This window comes from Nocardioides sp. (assembly GCF_047602075.1).
Classification (GTDB): domain Bacteria; phylum Actinomycetota; class Actinomycetes; order Propionibacteriales; family Nocardioidaceae; genus Nocardioides.
In genome coordinates this window covers 446,589-464,382 of sequence record NZ_JASGIF010000001.1, presented here as the reverse complement: position 1 = coordinate 464,382, position 17,794 = coordinate 446,589, and the positions used below count along the sequence as shown (strand labels likewise).

The following is a 17,794-nucleotide window of genomic DNA, read 5'->3' as shown; positions in this document are numbered from 1 at the left end:
GTGGCATGCTGCTGTCGGTGATCTGGGCGCTAGCGGGTGTGACGGGGGTGCTGGCCGCCGTCGACTGGGTGGCGGTGGTGCGTGACGATCGACGGACCGAGCAATGGGCCAAGCCGGCCACGCTGATCGCGCTGATCGCGGTCGCCCTCGCGGGCGGGGCGCTCGAGACGGGTGCGGGCACGTGGCTCGCGGTCGCGCTGGTCTTCGGACTGCTCGGTGACGTGATGCTGCTGGGCGACTCCGCGGCCAGGTTCCAGGCCGGCCTGGCGGCGTTCTTGGTCGGGCACCTGGCCTACGTCGTCTGCTTCGTGGTCCTCGGGCTGCCGTCGCCTGCCTTGGCGGTGGCCGGAGTCGCGTTCGTCGTGCTGGCGCTCGGCGCCGGGCGGGAGGTGCTCCCGTCGGCCTACCGAAGCGAGGGCTGGGGCCTGGCGGTGCCGGTGGCGGCGTACATGCTGGTGATCTCGGCGATGGCGATCACGGCCTGGATGACCGCCGATCCGCGGGTGGCGCTAGGCGCGTCGGTCTTCGTCGCCAGCGACACCATCCTCGCGATGGACCGGTTCGTGCGGCCTCGGTCCTGGGCGCGGCCGGCGATCATGGTCACCTACCACCTGGGCCAGGCCCTGATCGTGTGGGGCGTGCTCGCTGCGACCTGACCCAGAGGGCTCAGGCCTCGATGACGATCGGGATGATCATCGGCCGTCGCCGATGGGCGTTGTTGACCCAGCGGCCGACCACACGGCGTACGTTCTGCTGAAGCTGGTGGGGGTCGCTGACCCCGTCTCGGAGGGCGGCGTCGAGGGTGTCGATGATCGGCTGCTTGATCTCGTCGAAGGCCGAGTCGTCCTCGGCGAACCCGCGGGCGTGGATCTCCGGGCCGGCCGCAACCTTGCCGCTCACCGTGTCGACCACCACGATCACCGAGACGAAGCCCTCCTCGCCGAGGATCCGGCGGTCCTTGAGAGACATCTCCGCGACGTCGCCGACCGAGGATCCGTCGACGAAAACGTAGCCGCAGTCGACCTTGCCGGCTATCTGCGCTCGGCCGTCGATCAGATCGACGACGACGCCGTCCTCGGCGACCACGACGTTCTCCGCGGGGACGCCGGTCGCCCGGGCCAGCTCGGCGTTGGCGCGCAGGTGGCGGGCCTCCCCGTGCACCGGCATCACGTTGCGCGGGCGGACCACGTTGTAGCAGTAGAGCAGCTCGCCGGCGCTGGCATGACCGCTGACGTGCACCAGCGCGTTGCCCTTGTGCACGACGTTCGCGCCGAGCCGGGAGAGGCCGTTGATCACCCGATAGACGGCGCTCTCGTTGCCGGGGATCAGCGAGGAGGCCAACACCACGGTGTCGCCCTCCTCGATGGTGACGAAGCCGTGGTTGCGTTGCGCGATGCGGGCCAGCGCCGACAGCGGCTCGCCCTGGGATCCGGTCGAGACGAGCACCTGCTGGTCGGCCGGCAGATCGGCGAGCTGCTTGGCATCGACCATCACACCGGGCGGCACGGTGAGATAGCCCAGGTCTTGGGCGATGGCCATGTTGCGGACCATCGAACGGCCGACGTAGCCCACCTTGCGGCCGTGCGCGACCGCGGCGTCGAGCACCTGCTGGACCCGGTGCACGTGGGAGGCGAAGCAGGCCACGATGATCCGCTGCTTGCTCTGGTGGAAGACCCGGTCGAGCACGGGCGCGATGTCGCGCTCGGGGGTGGTGAAGCCGGGCACCTCGGCGTTGGTGGAGTCGGTCAGGAAGAGGTCGACACCCTCCTCGCCCAGCCGGGCGAAGCCACGCAGGTCGGTGATCCGGCCGTCCAGGGGCAGTTGGTCCATCTTGAAGTCGCCGGTGTGCAGCACCGTGCCCGCCGGAGTGCGGATCGCCACGGCCAGCGCGTCGGGGATCGAGTGGTTGACGGCGACGAACTCCAGGTCGAACGGGCCGAACCGCAGCCGGTCGCCCGCCTCGACCACGTGGCGCACCGTCTCCTTGAGCCGGTGTTCGCGCAGCTTGGAGGAGAGTAGTGCGAGGGTGAGCTCGGAGCCCACCAGCGGGATGTCGTCGCGCTCGCGGAGGAGGTACGGCGCCGCGCCGATGTGGTCTTCGTGCCCGTGGGTGAGCACGAGAGCCTCGATGGCGTCGAGCCGGTCCCGGATCGACTCGAAGTCGGGCAGGATCAGGTCGACCCCGGGGTGGTGCTCCTCGGGGAAGAGCACCCCGCAGTCGACGACGAGCAGCCGGCCGGCGTGCTCGAAGACCGTCATGTTGCGGCCGATCTCGCCCAACCCGCCGAGCGGGATGACCCGAAGCCCCCCCTCCGCCAGTGGTGGTGCCTCGGGCAGCTCAGGATGGGGGTGGCTCAACGGACTCTTCTCTTCTCTCGGTTCGGGGCTCAGATGAGGTGGGCGGCGGCGAGGGCGGCCCCGAGGGCGGCGTACTCCTCGTCGTCGAGCGGCACCAGTGGGCCGCGCACGAAACGGTTGTCGAGCACACCCAGCAGCTGGAGTGCGCCCTTGGCGGTGGTCGCGCCGTAGTTGGACACTCCCATGATCGCGTCGATCACCGGCAGCATCGCCCGGAAGGTCTCCAGCGCGGCCGCGTGGTCGCCCTCGGCGAACTGGTCGTGCATCGCCCGCAACTGCATGCCGCAAGCGTGACCGGCCACCGACACGAAACCCGAGGCGCCGTGGGCGAGCCAGCCGAGGTTGTTGGCGTCGTCGCCGGAGTAGATCGCCAGGCCGGTGTCTCGGGCGATCCGGACCCCGCGCGCAAAGTCGCCCACCGCGTCCTTGATCGCGACGACCTGGTCCCACTCCGCGGCGCGGGCGTAGGTGTCCGGCGCGATCGTGGTGCCGGTGCGGCCCGGGACGTCGTACAGCATCACCGGCAGGTCGGATGCCGCAACCACGGCGCGGAAGTGCTCGAGCACGCCCGCCTGGGACGGCTTGTTGTAGTAGGGCGTCACGAGCAGCACGCCGTCGGCCCCGGTCTTCTCTGCTTGGCGGGCCAACTCCACGGAGTGAGCGGTGGCGTTGGTGCCGACGCCGGCGACGACGGTAGCGCGGTCGCCGATCGCGTCCCTCACCGCCCGCAGGATCAGGCCGTCCTCCTCGACGGTGGTGGTCGGCGACTCCCCTGTCGTGCCGGAGACGACGACGCCGTCGTGGCCGTGCGCGACCAGGTGCTCCGCGATCCGCGCGGTGCCATCCGGGTCGATCGAGCCGTCCTCGTGGAACGCCGTCGCCATCGCGGTCAGCACGCGGCCGAAGGGAGCGCTGGGTGCGGACGTCATGGGCTCCAGGTTAGTGGTCGCCGCCGGTGGTTCGTGGGATGCCCCACAGCCAGTCCGGACAACCCGTCCCGGTCAACCGTCCCGACAAGCGGCGCGACAACCTGTGCCGACAACTCGGGCGTGATCTACGGCGTCTTTCACCATGTGGGGGCCGGATGCGGTTGGGTACTCCCCTGACCAGGACGACTCGACGCCTTGAGCTGAGCGTGCTCGCCTGCCTGCCGCTCCTGGTCCTCACGCCCAACACTCGGGGCCTCGACACCACCGAGCAGGGGCCGGGCATCACTCTCGCCGCAGACACCGGGCCGAGTGCTGCTCCTTCGCCGGGTCGTCCTCTGAGCCTTCTTCTCAGCCTTCCTCGGAGCCGACGTCGGCCACGCAGCAGGAGCGCCCGCGCACCCGGACGGTGACGGTCGCGATCAGCGGCGACATCCTGATCCACGACAACGTGTGGACGTCGGCGCAGCGGCTGGCCGCCCGCGACGGCCACCCGGGCTTCGACTTCCGGCCGATGCTGGCCAACCTGAAGCCACTGGTCTCGGGCGCCGACCTGGCGCTGTGTCACCTCGAGACTCCCCTGGCGCCACGCGGTCCAGCCGATCGAGCGCATCCACGGCACCTGGGTAGTCTTCGGACTCCGCAACCTGCTCGCCGGGCAACGGACCACGGCTTCCGGCGTCGACCGCGGTGAGGTCGTCGTACTCACTCTTCGGCAGCGCGGCGACGGCCCCGTCCGCGTGCTCCGCCCCACCAGGCACCCGACCCAGATCCTCGAGCACGGGCCGGACGGCAAGTTCTCCGTCCAGCTCGTCGGTTAGCGGCGCTCGAGCCAGCGCCAGGTGAAGGTGCCGTGCTCCTCACGGGCGGTCTCGTGCCACTCGGTGGGGTCCCAGACCGGATAGAAGGTGTCGCCGTCGGGGACGTCGAGATCCACCTCAGTGAGGATCTGATGGGTGGCGACCGGCTGAGCCAGCGCATAGATCTGGGCGCCGCCGGCGACCATCACGTCGCCGGGTTGCTCGCGGGCCAGCGCCAGGGCCTCGTCGAAGGTGTGCGCCACCAGCACCCCGTCGGCTGACCAGTCCGGGTCGCGGGTGAGCACCACGGTGGTTCGGCCCGGGAGGGGTCGCCCGATGGAGTCGAAGGTGGCCCGGCCCATCAGCAGGGTGTGACCGAGCGTGGTGGCCTTGAAGTGCGCGAAGTCCTCGGGGATCCGCCACGGGATGTCGCCGTCTCGCCCGATCACGCCGTTGCGAGCGTACGCCGCGATCAGGACGACCCGATCGGTCATACCGCGATCGGCGCCTTGATCCCGGGATGCGGGCCGTAGCCCTCGACCTCGATGTCCTCGAGCTCGAAAGCGTCCAGATCAGTCACGGCCGGGTTGAGCCGCAGCGTCGGCAGCGGCCGGGGCTCGCGGGTCAGCTGCAGCCGCGCCTGGTCGAGGTGGTTGCGGTAGAGGTGGGCGTCGCCGAGGGTGTGCACGAAGTCCCCGACGGCGAGACCGGTGACCTGGGCGATCATCTGGGTCAGCAGGGCATAGGAGGCGATGTTGAACGGCACGCCGAGGAACACGTCGGCGGACCGCTGATAGAGCTGGCAGGAGAGCCGCCCGTCGGCGACGTAGAACTGGAAGAACGCGTGGCACGGCGCCAGCGCCATCTGCGGGATATCGGCGACGTTCCAGGCGGAGACGATGTGGCGGCGCGAGTCAGGATCGCTCCGGAGCTGCTCGACCACCTGGGCGACCTGGTCGATGTGCCGTCCGTCGGGCGCCGGCCAGGATCGCCATTGATAGCCGTAGACCGGGCCGAGGTCGCCGTTGTCGTCGGCCCACTCGTCCCAGATGGTGATGCCGTGGTCCTGCAGCCACTTGATGTTGGTGTCGCCGCGGAGGAACCACAGCAGCTCGCCGAACACCGAACGGGTGTGGATCCGCTTCGTCGTCACCAGGGGGAAGCCATCGCTTAAGTCGAAGCGCATCTGATGGCCGAAGACGCTCAACGTCCCCGTCCCGGTCCGGTCGCCCTTCTCCGCGCCCTCGTCGAGGACGCGGCGGACCAGATCGAGATATTGCTGCATGGGCCGACCCTACGCCCGGGCACCGACCTCGACCGTGCCAGACACGACGGTCACGGTGTCTCCGCCGACCCAGATCTCGCCACCGTCCTGGTCGACGAAGACTCGCCCGTTGCGGCCGAGTGCGGTGCCCTGCGAGGCGACGTACGACGACGGCAGGCGACCGCTGCCGATCAGCCACTGGGCCAGGCTCGCGTTGAGGCTGCCGGTGACCGGGTCCTCGACCACACCGAGCGACGGGCAGAAGGCGCGCACCTCGACGGCGGCACCGACCCGAGCCGCTGCTTCGTCGGCGTAGGCGCCGACCACGCCGACCTCGAAGCCGACCAGGTCTGGCCAGCTCGGCCGGAGGGCGAGCACGGCGTCGGCGTCAGCCAGCAGCACGCCGATCCAGCCGGGGCCGTTGTCAGCCCACGCGATGTCGACGACCTCGTCGCGACCGACCCGCAAGCCGCGGCAGATCCGCTCGACGTCGGCGGGCGCGACCGGACCCTCACGGACCAGTGGCGGAGCGGCGAAGGCGAGCCGCTCGCCCCGCCGCAGCCGGACCAGCCCGGCCCCGCACTCCTGGACCACCGCTCCCTCCTCGCGCGGGACCCCGCCGCCGGCGAGCCAGGCGTGGGCGCTTCCGAGGGTGGGGTGACCGGCGAAGGGCAGCTCCTCGGCCGGGGTGAAGATACGCACGCGGTAGTCCGCCTCCGGTGCGGTCGGCGGCAACAGGAAGGTCGTCTCGGAGAGGTTGGTCCAGTGTGCGAAGCGCTGCATCTCCTGGTCGGTCAGTCCCTCGGCGTCGTGCACGACGGCGACCGGGTTGCCGCCAAGGGGGTCGGCGGAGAAGACGTTGACCTGGGTGAACGGCCGCATCGCGGCCCTCAGCTCGCCGAAAGCGGCATCGGGCCGTAGACCATCCGCTCACCGTCGAAGAGGCTGACCGCCTCGACCCCGGCCTCGGCGAGGTCGGCCCAGATCTCGCCGACCCAGGACTCGGCGTCGGACTGACTGGGGAAGCGCTGGTCAGCGAGACTGCGCTCGACCTCGACCAGATCGCCGCCCGCCGACTCCAGCCGCCACCACCAGCTCCGCTCGGGTTGGTTGCCGGACCGGATCAGCGGGGGCTGCTCGGGAAGGTTCACGACTCACGCACCGAGGTGTCGACGAAGGGGAGCTTCACGCACTGGAAGATCTCGCGGCGACCTCGCACGTCGACGCCCAGCTCGGCCTCGGGGTCGACGAAGGTCGGCACCAGAGCGAGCCCGATCCCCTTCTTCAGGGTCGGCGAGAACGTGCCCGACGTGATCTCGCAGAGCGGCACGTCACGGGCCAACGAGACCGACATGCCCGGTCGCGGGATGCCCCGGCCGACGGCGAGCAGGCCGCGCAGCGTCCGCTGGGGGCCCTCCTCCTTCTCGGCGAGGATCGCGTCGCGGCCCCAGAAGGCGTCCTTCTTCCAGCCGACCGCCCAGCCGAGCCGGGCCTGGTTGGGGGTGACGTCGAGGGAGATGTCCTGGCCGTGCAGCGGGTAGCCCATCTCGGTGCGCAGGGTGTCGCGCGAGCCGAGGCCGCACGGCAGGATGCCGAACTCCTCCCCCGCGGCGAGGATCGCGTCCCAGAGCGCACCGGCCGCGTTGTTGCGGACGATCAGCTCGTAGCCGCGCTCTCCGGTGTAGCCGGTCCGGCACACCACCACGCCGGCGTCCCCGAAGTTCGCCTCGACGAAGGACATGTACTCGTGGCCGACCGGCAGCCCGACCTTCGCGAGCACCTCGTCGGACTTGGTGCCCTGGACGGCGAAGACGGCGAACTCGGTGTGGTGGTTGCGGATGGTGAGGCCCTCGGGTGCCTTCTCGACCAGGCGGCGCACCACCTCGGCGGTGTTGGCGGCGTTCGGCACCAGCAGGACGTGGGAGTCGTTGTGGAAGTAGGCGATCAGGTCGTCGACGACGCCGCCGGTCTCCTCGTCGCAGCACAGGGTGTACTGCGCCTTGCCGTGCCGGATCTTGCCGAGGTCGTTGGTCAGCGTGGCGTTGACGTAGTCCGCCGCCCCCGGCCCCGACACCATCGCCTTGCCGAGGTGACTGACGTCGAAGATCCCGACGGACTCCCGGACAGCGGTGTGCTCCTTGACGATGCCGGTGGGGTATTCCAACGGCATCGACCAGCCACCGAACTCCGCGAACTTCGCACCTAGCGCCTCGTGCCGGTCGTGGATCGGTGAGCGCAGCAGGTCCTCAGTGTCGGCCATGGTCGCAACGTATCGCAGCACCCCCGCCGAGGTGCCAGTCCGGGTTGCGCGAGGTGCCAGCCCGGGTCGCTGGTTGCCTTGGGTGCTCGCCGACGGGGCACCGACGGGGAGCGGTGGCCTCAGCTTCCGGTCGCCGCCCGGGTTGCTGGTCTGCGGCGGTCACTCCTCTCACCGCAACATCTGCGGTATCTCGGTGGGCCTGCACTTCTCATTGCGTGTGCGCGATGAGAAGTGACGCTCCACCCACTTACCGCAGATGTTGCAGCAGCCCGAGTGACTCCCGGGACCAGAGCGTGTGCCGCGCCCGGGGATGAGTGCGCCGATTGTTCCGAAACTGCATCCCGCCCCGTCTGCCGCGGTGCTGTGGTGGCCCGACCCGTCTGCCGAGGTGCTGTGGTGGCTGGGGACCCCGTATACGGGCCACTTTGCCACTACAAGACCGCGGCAGACGCAAGAAGACCGCGGCAGACGGCCCACCGGGCGGGCCGGGCGACCGCAGCAACCCCAGCATTCGTCCGCGTATCCTGCGCGGGTGACGACTTACACCTTGCGCAGTGCCAGCCCCGCCAAGACCCGCGCCGATGCCGTCGTGGTGGGTGTGGTGCAGAAGGGCAAGGACGCGCGGCTGGCCGCGGGGGCGGAGGACGTGACTGCCGCGTTCGGTCGCCGGCTCCGGCCGCTGCTGGCGAACCTCGGCGTGACCGGCAAGCCCGGCGAGGTCGTCAAGCTGCCGACGCAGGGGCTGATCGGGGCCGGGCTGTTGGTGCTGGTCGGCTTCGGCAAGCAGGATGCCGTCGACGCGGCCGGCGTACGCCGTGCTGCGGGCGCCGCCGCGCGGGCTGTGGCCAACGCGGCCTCGGTGGCGATCGCGCTCCCCGCCGACACCCCCGAGCTGGTCCGCGCGGTGACCGAGGGTTGGCAGCTGGGTGGCTACAACTTCACGGCCTACAAGTCCGACAGCGCCAGCCCGGCCAAGAACCCTCACGAGGTGGTCGTGCTCAGCTCGATCGCTCGGCAGGCCGCGGCCACGACCGCGTTCGAGGAGGCCCAGGTCGTGGCGGCCGCGGTCGCCCAGGCACGGGACTGGGTCAACACCCCCGCACAGGACCTCACCCCGCCGCTCTTCGTCGAGTCCCTGCAGGCCTTCCACAAGCAGGTGACGAAGGGACGTGGCGCTCCGAAGCTCACCCTGACCGTGCTCGACGAGGCCGAGCTCGCGGAGCAGGGCTGCGGTGGGATCATCGGCGTCGGCCAAGCCTCCGACGCACCGCCCCGTCTGGCGGTGCTGCGCTACCGCCCGCGCGGCGCGGTCGCCCACCTGGCGCTGGTCGGCAAGGGCATCACCTACGACTCCGGCGGCTTGTCGATCAAGCCCGCCAACTCGATGCACACCATGAAGTGCGACATGGCCGGCGCGGCGGCGGTGCTGCAGGCGACCTACGCAATCGCCCGCCTCGGCCTCCCCATCTCGGTCACGACCTTCGCCCCGATGGCGGAGAACATGGTCTCGGGCCGCTCCACCCGACCCGGGGACGTGCTCACCATCCACGGCGGCCGCACCGTCGAGGTGCTCAACACCGACGCCGAGGGACGGCTGGTCCTGGCCGACGCGTTGGTGATGGCCACCGAGGAGAAGCCCGACGTGATCCTCGACGTGGCCACGCTGACCGGCCACATGGTCGTCGCGCTCGGTGACCGGGTCGCCGGGGTGATGGGCTCCGAGGAGATCGTCCAGGAGGTGCTCGCGGCCGGGCAGGTCGCCGGCGAGCCGCTCTGGCCGATGCCGATCCCCGAGGACATGGACGAGCGGATCCACAGCAGCAAGGTCGCCGACCTGGCCCAGCACGACTGGACTCGCTGGGGCGGCGGGCTGTTCGCCGCAGCGTTCCTGCGCGAGTTCACCGACGGGCTGCCCTGGGCCCACCTCGACATCGCCGGCCCCGCGTTCAACTCCGGCGGTCCGCACGGCGAGGTCACCTCCGGCGGCACCGGCTTCGCCGTCGGCACCCTGGTCGACTTCGCCCGAGAGCGAGCGGCTCAGGACTGACTACCCGCCGGCCTTCTTCCGCCGGTTGTAGTCCCGCATCCGCTGAGGCACGCCGACCACCGCGGCGTCGTACGACGGCACCTGGCGCTCGTTGCAGAAGCCGTGCGCCCACTTCACCGAAGGCACCCGGCGGCGGGTCCACTCTCCGTCGTGGGCGACCAGCAGGAGGGTCACGTCGCTGACGGCGGTGCGTGGCTCGACGAAACCCTCGACCCCGCGCCGGGTCGCGACGAAGTCGTTGAGGTGGTCCTCGTCGGCGCGAGACGACGCTCGCACCGTTGTCGACCCGGTCCGCGCAGAGTTGCCACCGGGGCGTCGCATCCGCTGCGTCGACCTGCGGAACCGATCGAACAAGGCCATGCCCACAGTGTGCCGGGTCACCGGACGGGATGCGTTGCGAACCGCTACCCGGAGGATGCAAAGATGGGTGCCGCCGAGTTGTGACGGACGTGACGGAAGGACGAGGGTGACGCACTTCGACGTACTCGTCCTCGGGGCGGGGTCGGGCGGCTACTCCTGTGCCCTGCGCGCCGCACAGCTGGGCCTCTCGGTCGGGCTCGTCGAGAAGGACAAGGTCGGCGGCACCTGCCTGCACGTCGGCTGCATCCCGACCAAGGCACTGCTGCACGCGGCCGAGGTCGCCGACGGCGCCCGCGAGGCGGAGCGGTACGGCGTCCGCGCCAGCCTCGAAGGCATCGACATGCCAGCCGTCAACGCCTACAAGGACGGCGTGGTCGCGCGTCTCCACAAGGGTCTCGGCGGGTTGATCTCCGGCCGTGGCACCACCGTGATCGAGGGTGAGGGCAGGTTGACCGGACCGCTGACCGTGACGGTCGGCGACGAGGTCCACACCGGCACCGACCTGGTGCTTGCCACCGGGTCGCACGCCAAGAGCCTGCCGGGTCTCGAGATCGACGGCGACAAGGTGATCGCCTCCGAGCACGCGCTCGCGCTGGACCGGGTGCCCGAGTCGGTCATCGTCCTCGGTGGCGGCGTGATCGGGTGTGAGTTCGCGAGTGTCTGGCGCTCGTTCGGCGCCGAGGTCACCATCGTCGAGGCGTTGCCGCGTCTCGTTCCGGCCGAGGACGCAGCCAGCTCCAAGGCGCTGGAGCGGGCCTTCCGCAAGCGCGGCATCAAGTTCCGCACCGGCACCCCGTTCGGGACCGTCACCGCCACCGACAGCGGGGTCTCGGTCACCCTCGCTGGAGGGGACACCCTGGCCGCGGAGCTGCTGCTCGTCGCGGTCGGCCGCGGCCCGAACACCGACGGCCTGGGGTTCGCCGAAGCCGGAGTCACTCTCGACCGCGGCTATGTCGTCACCGACGAGCGGTTGCGCACCAACCTGCCGCACACCTACGCCGTCGGCGACATCGTGCCCGGCCTGCAACTGGCCCACCGCGGCTTCGGCCAGGGCATCTTCGTCGCCGAGGAGATCGCCGGACTCGCGCCGGCTCCTCTCGATGACGCGGGCATCCCCCGGGTGACCTACTCCCATCCCGAGGTGGCCTCGGTGGGGCTGACGGAGGAGCAGGCCACCGAGCAGTACGGCGCCCACGGCGTCGCCACGCTCACCTATGACCTCGGCGGCAACGGCAAGAGCCAGATCCTGGGCACCCAGGGCTTCGTGAAGCTGGTCGCCCGCCCCGACGGACCGGTGATCGGGATCCACCTGGTCGGCGACCGGGTCGGCGAGCTGATCGGCGAGGCCCAGCTGATCTATGGCTGGGAGGCGCGCGCCGACGACGTGTCTCCTCTCGTGCACGCCCATCCCACTCAGAACGAAGCCCTCGGCGAGGCACACCTCGCGCTCGCCGGCAAGCCACTCCACGCCCACTCGTAGAGCAGAAGGACACTCACATGGCCAGCGAAGTCACCCTCCCCGCCCTCGGCGAGTCCGTCACCGAGGGCACCGTCACCCGGTGGTTGAAGCAGGTCGGTGACAGCGTCGCCGTCGACGAGCCCCTGCTCGAGGTCTCCACCGACAAGGTCGACACCGAGATCCCCTCCCCCATCGCCGGCACCCTGGTCGAGATCCGCGCCCACGAGGACGACACCGTCGAGGTCGGCGCCGTGCTCGCCGTCATCGGGGACGCCGACGAGGCCGGCAGCGCGCCCGCCGCGGAGGCCGCCCCGGCAGCGGAGGCAGCTCCTGCCGATGAGCCCGCTCCGGCCGCCGAGCCTGTCGAGGCAGCAGCGCCCGAGCCGGCTCCGGCCGCCGAGCCTGCGGCACCGGCCGCGTCTGCCTCCGGCACGTCGGTCACTCTCCCTGCGCTCGGCGAGTCCGTCACCGAGGGCACCGTCACCCGGTGGTTGAAGCAGGTCGGTGACAGCGTCGCCGTCGACGAGCCGCTGTTGGAGGTCTCCACCGACAAGGTCGACACCGAGATCCCCTCTCCCGTCGCCGGCACCTTGCTCGAGGTCAAGGTCGCCGAGGACGAGACCGTCGAGGTTGGCGCCGAGCTTGCCGTGATCGGCAGCGGTGACGCAGCACCCGCGCCTTCGGCACCCCCGGCGCCCGAGGAGCCTGCCGCTGCGCCCGAGCCTGTTGCCCCTCCTGCGGCCGTCGAGCCCGAGGCACCGGCCGCCGAAGCACCTGCCGCCGAGGCGCCAGCACCGGCGGCACCGGCACCGGCCGAGCCCGCCCCAGCACCTGCCGCCGAAGCCGAGCAGGCCGGTGATGCGGGAAGCCGCAGCTACGTCACCCCACTGGTCCGCAAGCTCGCCGACCAGCACAGCGTCGACCTGTCGGCGCTGACCGGCTCGGGAGTCGGTGGCCGCATCCGCAAGCAGGACGTGCTGGAGGCCGCCGAAGCGGCCCAGAAGGCAGCACAGAAGACAGCCGAAGAGGCTGCTGCGCCAGCCGAGGCAGCGGCGGCACCGGCAGCAGCCGCCGCGCCGGCCCAGCCGGAGGCCTCCCCGCTGCGGGGCAAGACCGAGCCGATGTCACGACTGCGCAAGGTGATCGCCGCGCGGATGGTCGAGTCGCTGCAGACCAGCGCCCAGCTGACCACCGTCGTCGAGGTGGACGTCACCGACATCGCCCGCCTGCGCAACTCAATCAAGGCCGGGTTCGCCGAGCGGGAGGGCGTGAAGCTGTCGTTCATGCCGTTCTTCGCGAAGGCCGCGATCGACGCCCTCAAGCAGCACCCGTCGCTGAACGCGACGATCGACACCGAGAAGGGCGAGGTCACCTACTTCGACAAGGAGAATGTCGCCATCGCCGTCGACACCGAGAAGGGTCTGCTGACCCCGGTGATCAAGGACGCCGGCGACCTCTCGATCGCCGGGCTCGCTCGCAAGATCGCCGACCTGGCGGAGCGGACGCGCACCAACAAGATCAGCCCCGACGACCTGTCGGGCGGCACCTTCACGCTGACCAACACCGGCAGCCGGGGTGCGCTGTTCGACACCCCGATCATCAACCAGCCGCAGGTCGCGATCTTGGGCACCGGCGCAGTGGTCAAGCGGGCCGTGGTCATCGACGACGCTCACCTGGGCGAGACGATCGCGGTGCGCCAGATGGTCTACCTCGCGCTGACCTACGACCACCGCCTCGTCGACGGTGCGGACGCCGCCCGCTTCCTCACCGACGTCAAGGCCCGGCTGGAGTCCGCGCAGTTCGAGGTCTAGCCAGAGGTCGCCGCATTGACCGGCGTGCAAGGCTGGCGCCATGACTCTTGACGTTGTCATGGCTGGCGCCTCCGGCCTGCTCGGACGCACGCTTGCCGCTGAGCTGACGGCGCGCGGCCATCAGGTCACTCGGTTGGTACGCCGCCCGGCCGGCCCCGACGAGTCCACCTGGGACCCCTATGCCGGCAGCGTCGACCGTGACCTAGTCGGATCAGCCGACGTGGTGGTCAACCTCGCCGGCTCACCGCTGATCGGCAACCCCCACTCCCGCAAATGGGCGCAAAGCGTGCGGCAGAGCCGGGTCACCACCACCCGACTGCTGGCCGAGCTGATGGCAGCAGCCGACCAGCCGCCGGCGTACCTCGCCGGCAACGGCATCGGCTACTACGGCGACCACGGTGACGAGGTGGTCACCGAGGAGTCCGACAGCAGAGGCGACTCGCTGCTCGCCTCGGTGACTCAGGACTGGCAGGCCGCCACCGACCCAGCAGCGGAGGCCGGTGCCCGCGTGTGCGTGCTGCGCACCTCGCCGGTGCTGGACCGGGCCAGCGCCCCGATGAAGCAGCTCGCGCTGCTCTTCAAGCTGGGGCTCGGCGCGAAGCTGGGCGACGGCGGGCAGTACTTCCCGATCATCTCGCTGCGCGACTGGGTCAACGCCGTCGCCTTCCTCGCCGAGCACGACTCGATCAGCGGCCCGGTCAACCTGTGCTGCCCGACCACACCGACCAACGCCGAGTTCACCCGGGCGATGGCCGCTGCCGTGCACCGACCCGCCTTCCTGGCGGCGCCCGCGTTCGTGCTGCGCCCCGCTGCCGGATCGATGGCACCCGAGCTGCTGGGCTCCGTGCGGGCCCGGCCCGCGGCCCTGCTCGATGCCGGCTTCGCCTTCCTCGACCCCGACGTCGACGCCGTCGTGGCCGCTGGCCTCAGCTCCTGAAACGGAGTGAGGTTGATCGGCCCGTCATGAACGGACAGCCCACACTCAGCTCGCGACTGGGTCGAAGGCGCCGCGTTGGGTGGGCACGATCTCCTTGCCGAGCGGCATCAGCGAGATGGGGATCATCTTGAAGTCGGCGATGGCCAGCGGGATCCCGATGATCGTCACGAACAGCGCGACGCCGGAGATGATGTGTCCCAGGGCCAGCCACCAGCCGGCGAAGATCACCCAGAGCACGTTGCCGAGGAACGAGCCCGCGCCGGCGGTCGGCTTGCTGACGATCGTGCGGCCGAAGGGCCACAACGCATAGTTGGCGATCCGGAAGGACGCGATGCCCCACGGGATGGTGATCACGAAGATGCACAAGATCACGCCGGCCAGCAGGTAGCCGAGGAAGAGCCAGAAGCCCGACAGCACCAACCAGATGATGTTCAGCAACGTGCGCATGCCCCATCGTCTCAGGTCGTCCGGCCCCGGCGAGCATCCTCACGAAGCGCTCCGATCGCGGACCTCGTCGACGACCCACTCCCCTGCCACCCGGCGCAGCGAGACCAGGCGGCGGGAGGGGGCGTCCGTGGGGAGGGGTACGGCGACGCCGGGGCCGGTGGCGACTCCGCCGACCACCCGGTCGGTGACGACCAGCGTCAACCGGTCGGTGCCGCGGTGGTGGACTCTGACGGCGAGCACCTGCACGGCCAGGTCGGCGACCCGCAAGTCGCGGTCGAGGTAGCGGCGCAGCATCCGCACATCACGATCACCGGCCACCGACCCAGACGCATAGAGACCTCGCAGCGCCTCGGGGTCGCCCGCGGCCCAGGCAGCGGAGCGGCGTGCGTCCCAGTCGTGGAGCACGGCCAGCGGGTCAGCCGAGCTCGGCGCGGTCGACGCGCCGACCCGCCCGCGACGAGGCGGAGCAGCCGGGGAGCGCAGCGAGATCAGCACCAGCGTCAACACCACGGCGAGGATCGAGAGGGCGACCACCAGGAGCCGGGTCCGTCCCATCCGCACCGAGGTCATCGAGCCAGCCTGCCCGATCCCGGTCATCGACCGCGCCGGCTATCCACAGCCCCTCCGCAGGTATCCTCGACCAGGTGACGGCACTGGACTTCCGGACGGTTGGATTGGCTGACCAGGCCGTCGACTATCTGGCCGCCTGGGCGCTCCAACGAGACGTGCACGCCGAGGTGTCGGCCGGCAAGCGACCGGACACCGTGCTCCTCCTCGAGCACCCGCCTGTCTTCACCGCCGGGAAGCGCACCGACCCCGACGAATACCCGCTCGACCCGGGTGGCGCCCCGGTGATCGAGGTGGACCGGGGCGGCAAGATCACCTTCCACGGACCGGGCCAGCTGGTCGGCTATCCGATCGTGCGGCTGCCCGAGCACGTCAAGGTCGTCGACTACGTGCGCCGGCTCGAGGAGGCGCTGATCGCCACCTGCCGCGAGTTCGGCGTCGTGTGCGCGCGGGTGCCCGGCCGCTCCGGGGTCTGGCTGCAGGCCGACGACCGCGGCCCCGAGCGCAAGATCGCCGCTCTCGGGATCCGGGTGGCGAGCCGGGTGACCATGCACGGCTTCGCGCTCAACTGCGATGCGGACCTGAGCTGGTACGACCGGTTCGTCCCCTGCGGGATCTCCGATGCCGGGGTGACCTCGCTGAGCGTCGAGCTGGGCCGGGACGTGACCGCCGAGGAGGTGGTTCCGATCGCGGAGCGCCACCTGACGACGTACCTCGGCTGGCGGCCCTACGACCGCACCCCCGACTACGAGCCAAGACCCGAGCCGGCACACCATCCGCGCATCGAGCTGCTCACCCCTCGCCGATAGGACTGCTGCACGTGACCACCTCCCCTGCCACCGCTGGTCCTGTCTCCGCCGACGGCCGTCGTCTGCTGCGGCTGGAGGCCCGCAACGCCGAGACGCCGATCGAGCGGAAGCCGGAGTGGATCAAGACCCGCGCCAAGATCGGCCCGGCGTATGCCGAGCTGCAGAGCCTGGTCAAGGGCGAGGGGCTGCACACGGTGTGCCAGGAGGCCGGCTGTCCGAATATCTTCGAGTGCTGGGAGGATCGCGAGGCCACCTTCTTGATCGGCGGCGACCAGTGCACGCGGCGCTGCGACTTCTGCCAGATCGACACCGGCAAGCCGCAGCCGTTGGATCGTGACGAGCCGCGCCGGGTGGCGGAGTCGGTGCAGAAGATGGGGTTGCGTTACGCCACCATCACCGGGGTCGCCCGCGACGATCTGCCCGATGGCGGGGCGTGGCTGTACGCCGAGACGGTGCGGGTCATCCACGAGCTCAACCCAGAGACGGGCGTGGAGAACCTGATCCCCGACTTCAACGGCCGCCCCGACCTGCTCGCCGAGGTCTTCGAGTCCCGGCCCGAGGTGCTCGCCCACAACGTGGAGACGGTGCCGCGGATCTTCAAGAGGATCCGGCCCGCCTTCCGCTACGACCGGTCGCTGGACGTGCTGACCCGGGCCCGGGACTTCGGGCTGGTCACCAAGTCCAACCTGATCTTGGGCATGGGCGAGACCCGCGAGGAGATCTCCCAGGCGCTGCTCGACCTGCATGCCGCCGGCTGTGAGCTGGTCACCATCACCCAGTATCTGCGTCCGACCGTCCGGCACCACCCCGTCGAGCGATGGGTCAAGCCCGAGGAGTTCGTCGAGCTCGCGGCCGAGGCGAGTGAGATCGGCTTCGCCGGAGTGATGTCAGGCCCGCTCGTGCGTTCGTCGTACCGCGCCGGTCGGCTGTACCGTCAGGCCATGGACGCGCGTACCGCGTCCCGCTGAACCATCCGCACCCCCCTAGCGAAGGCCACCATGTCGTCGACGGCACCCGAGAAGACCGGGCGGATCAAGCAGTACCGCCAGAGCTACCAGATCGCCAAGCGCACCGACCCGAAGATCGGGCTGTGGACGCTGCTCGCCTTCGTGGTGGGCGCCGTCGTCGGCGTCGGCCTGTTCTGGGTGATCCCGCCCCAGCAGTTGTCGGTCTTCAAGATCATCGTGATGGTGCTCGGCGCGTTCGCGTTCGGCGCCAGTAGCGCCCTGATCCTCTTCTCACGGCGCGCGCAGAAGGCCGCCTTCCAGCAGATGGAGGGTCGACCGGGCGCCGCCCTGGCCGCACTCGGCGTGCTGCGCCGCGGCTGGATCAAGGAGGAGATGCCGATCGCGTTCAACAAGCAGCAGGACATGGTGCACCGGGTGGTCGGCCAGCCCGGGATCGTGCTGATCGGCGAGGGCAACCCCAACCGGCTGCGTCAGATGCTCACCAGTGAGCGGCGCAAGCACGAGCGGGTGGCCAGTGACGTCCCGGTGCACGAGATCGTCGTCGGCAACGGTGAGGGCCAGATCCCGCTGCCGAAGCTCGCCTCCTCGGTGACCAAGCTGCCGAAGGCGATCAAGCCCGCCGACATCACCGACGTGGTCAACCGGTTGAAGGCGATCGACGCCGTCCGGCCCGCGCTGCCGATGCCGAAGGGCCCGGTGCCGACCAGCATGAAGGGGATGCGGCAGGGCATGCGCGGCCGCTGAGCCGCCCCTGCTCGACCTGTGTCGGGCCAGGCGGCGG

Annotated in this window: 19 protein-coding genes; 9 read left to right on the top strand and 10 right to left on the bottom strand. The window is 70.5% G+C overall.

The window, feature by feature from the left end:
* Positions 1-5 precede the first annotated feature (5 nt).
* A complete protein-coding gene (locus tag QM714_RS02455; protein WP_415097268.1) occupies positions 6-656 on the top strand; it encodes a lysoplasmalogenase in 651 nt (216 codons plus the stop codon).
* Between the two features lie 10 nt (positions 657-666).
* On the opposite strand, the gene QM714_RS02450 is transcribed toward QM714_RS02455, so the two are convergent.
* Together QM714_RS02450 and dapA are read right to left on the bottom strand one after the other, a co-directional pair.
* Positions 667-2,358: a ribonuclease J gene (locus tag QM714_RS02450; protein ID WP_415097266.1), complete on the bottom strand. Its 1,692-nt coding sequence runs from the start codon at positions 2,356-2,358 to the stop codon at positions 667-669.
* A 29-nt stretch (positions 2,359-2,387) separates the two neighbouring features.
* On the bottom strand, positions 2,388-3,287 hold the full coding sequence (dapA, locus tag QM714_RS02445; RefSeq protein WP_415097264.1) for a 4-hydroxy-tetrahydrodipicolinate synthase: 900 nt from the start codon (positions 3,285-3,287) through the stop codon (positions 2,388-2,390).
* A gap of 406 nt (positions 3,288-3,693) precedes the next feature.
* On the opposite strand from dapA, the gene QM714_RS02440 reads away from it, so the two are divergent.
* On the top strand, positions 3,694-3,978 hold the full coding sequence (locus QM714_RS02440) for a CapA family protein (RefSeq protein ID WP_415097262.1): 285 nt from the start codon (positions 3,694-3,696) through the stop codon (positions 3,976-3,978).
* A 123-nt stretch (positions 3,979-4,101) separates the two neighbouring features.
* Here the strand turns inward: QM714_RS02440 and QM714_RS02435 are convergent, their stop codons facing one another.
* From QM714_RS02435 to gcvT, 5 genes are read right to left on the bottom strand one after another with little or no spacing between them, the layout of a single operon-like run.
* Entirely contained in the window at positions 4,102-4,578 is a 477-nt protein-coding gene (locus QM714_RS02435; RefSeq protein ID WP_415097260.1) for a dihydrofolate reductase, read from the bottom strand.
* The gene (locus QM714_RS02430) at positions 4,575-5,369 is read right to left on the bottom strand and encodes a thymidylate synthase (protein WP_415097258.1); all 795 of its coding nucleotides are present in this window, start codon (positions 5,367-5,369) and stop codon (positions 4,575-4,577) included. The genes QM714_RS02435 and QM714_RS02430 overlap by 4 nt, the downstream gene beginning before the upstream one ends.
* A 9-nt stretch (positions 5,370-5,378) precedes the next feature.
* A complete protein-coding gene (locus tag QM714_RS02425) occupies positions 5,379-6,230 on the bottom strand; it encodes a PhzF family phenazine biosynthesis protein (RefSeq protein WP_415097256.1) in 852 nt (283 codons plus the stop codon).
* Positions 6,231-6,238: 8 nt separating this feature from the next.
* On the bottom strand, positions 6,239-6,499 hold the full coding sequence (locus QM714_RS02420; protein ID WP_415097254.1) for a hypothetical protein: 261 nt from the start codon (positions 6,497-6,499) through the stop codon (positions 6,239-6,241).
* Positions 6,496-7,608, bottom strand: coding sequence for a glycine cleavage system aminomethyltransferase GcvT (gcvT, locus tag QM714_RS02415; protein ID WP_415097252.1), 1,113 nt, complete (start codon positions 7,606-7,608; stop codon positions 6,496-6,498). The genes QM714_RS02420 and gcvT overlap by 4 nt, the downstream gene beginning before the upstream one ends.
* Positions 7,609-8,140: 532 nt before the next feature.
* On the opposite strand from gcvT, the gene QM714_RS02410 reads away from it, so the two are divergent.
* On the top strand, positions 8,141-9,655 hold the full coding sequence (locus tag QM714_RS02410) for a leucyl aminopeptidase (RefSeq protein WP_415097250.1): 1,515 nt from the start codon (positions 8,141-8,143) through the stop codon (positions 9,653-9,655).
* Here the strand turns inward: QM714_RS02410 and QM714_RS02405 are convergent, their stop codons facing one another.
* A complete protein-coding gene (locus QM714_RS02405) occupies positions 9,656-10,015 on the bottom strand; it encodes a hypothetical protein (protein ID WP_415097248.1) in 360 nt (119 codons plus the stop codon). It lies immediately after the preceding gene.
* A gap of 106 nt (positions 10,016-10,121) precedes the next feature.
* Between QM714_RS02405 and lpdA the strand changes: the two genes are divergently transcribed.
* The 3 genes from lpdA to QM714_RS02390 are packed head-to-tail and all read left to right on the top strand — an operon-like array spanning position 10,122 to position 14,222.
* A complete protein-coding gene (gene lpdA, locus QM714_RS02400; RefSeq protein WP_415097246.1) occupies positions 10,122-11,495 on the top strand; it encodes a dihydrolipoyl dehydrogenase in 1,374 nt (457 codons plus the stop codon).
* A 17-nt stretch (positions 11,496-11,512) separates the two neighbouring features.
* On the top strand, positions 11,513-13,285 hold the full coding sequence (sucB, locus tag QM714_RS02395; RefSeq protein ID WP_415097244.1) for a 2-oxoglutarate dehydrogenase, E2 component, dihydrolipoamide succinyltransferase: 1,773 nt from the start codon (positions 11,513-11,515) through the stop codon (positions 13,283-13,285).
* A gap of 40 nt (positions 13,286-13,325) precedes the next feature.
* A complete protein-coding gene (locus tag QM714_RS02390; RefSeq protein ID WP_415097242.1) occupies positions 13,326-14,222 on the top strand; it encodes a TIGR01777 family oxidoreductase in 897 nt (298 codons plus the stop codon).
* 45 nt (positions 14,223-14,267) lie between these two features.
* Here QM714_RS02390 and QM714_RS02385 read toward each other — a convergent pair whose 3' ends face one another.
* Together QM714_RS02385 and QM714_RS02380 are read right to left on the bottom strand one after the other, a co-directional pair.
* The gene (locus tag QM714_RS02385) at positions 14,268-14,669 is read right to left on the bottom strand and encodes a YccF domain-containing protein (RefSeq protein ID WP_415097240.1); all 402 of its coding nucleotides are present in this window, start codon (positions 14,667-14,669) and stop codon (positions 14,268-14,270) included.
* Between the two features lie 39 nt (positions 14,670-14,708).
* Entirely contained in the window at positions 14,709-15,266 is a 558-nt protein-coding gene (locus QM714_RS02380) for a hypothetical protein (protein WP_415097238.1), read from the bottom strand.
* A gap of 47 nt (positions 15,267-15,313) precedes the next feature.
* Here QM714_RS02380 and lipB point away from each other — a divergent pair, with 47 nt between their 5' ends.
* Genes lipB through QM714_RS02365 form a run of 3 tightly spaced genes read left to right on the top strand, consistent with a single transcriptional unit; the run spans position 15,314 to position 17,757 of the window.
* Positions 15,314-16,045 (top strand): lipoyl(octanoyl) transferase LipB, encoded by a 732-nt coding sequence (gene lipB / locus QM714_RS02375; protein WP_415097236.1) that lies wholly within the window; start codon positions 15,314-15,316, stop codon positions 16,043-16,045.
* Positions 16,046-16,056: 11 nt separating this feature from the next.
* Positions 16,057-17,013 carry a lipoyl synthase gene (lipA, locus tag QM714_RS02370; RefSeq protein WP_415097234.1) on the top strand — a complete coding sequence of 319 codons (957 nt, stop codon included), beginning with the start codon at positions 16,057-16,059 and terminating at the stop codon, positions 17,011-17,013.
* A 30-nt stretch (positions 17,014-17,043) separates the two neighbouring features.
* Positions 17,044-17,757, top strand: a complete 714-nt coding sequence (locus QM714_RS02365) for a DUF4191 domain-containing protein (RefSeq protein WP_415097232.1) — start codon at positions 17,044-17,046, stop codon at positions 17,755-17,757.
* Positions 17,758-17,794 lie beyond the last annotated feature (37 nt).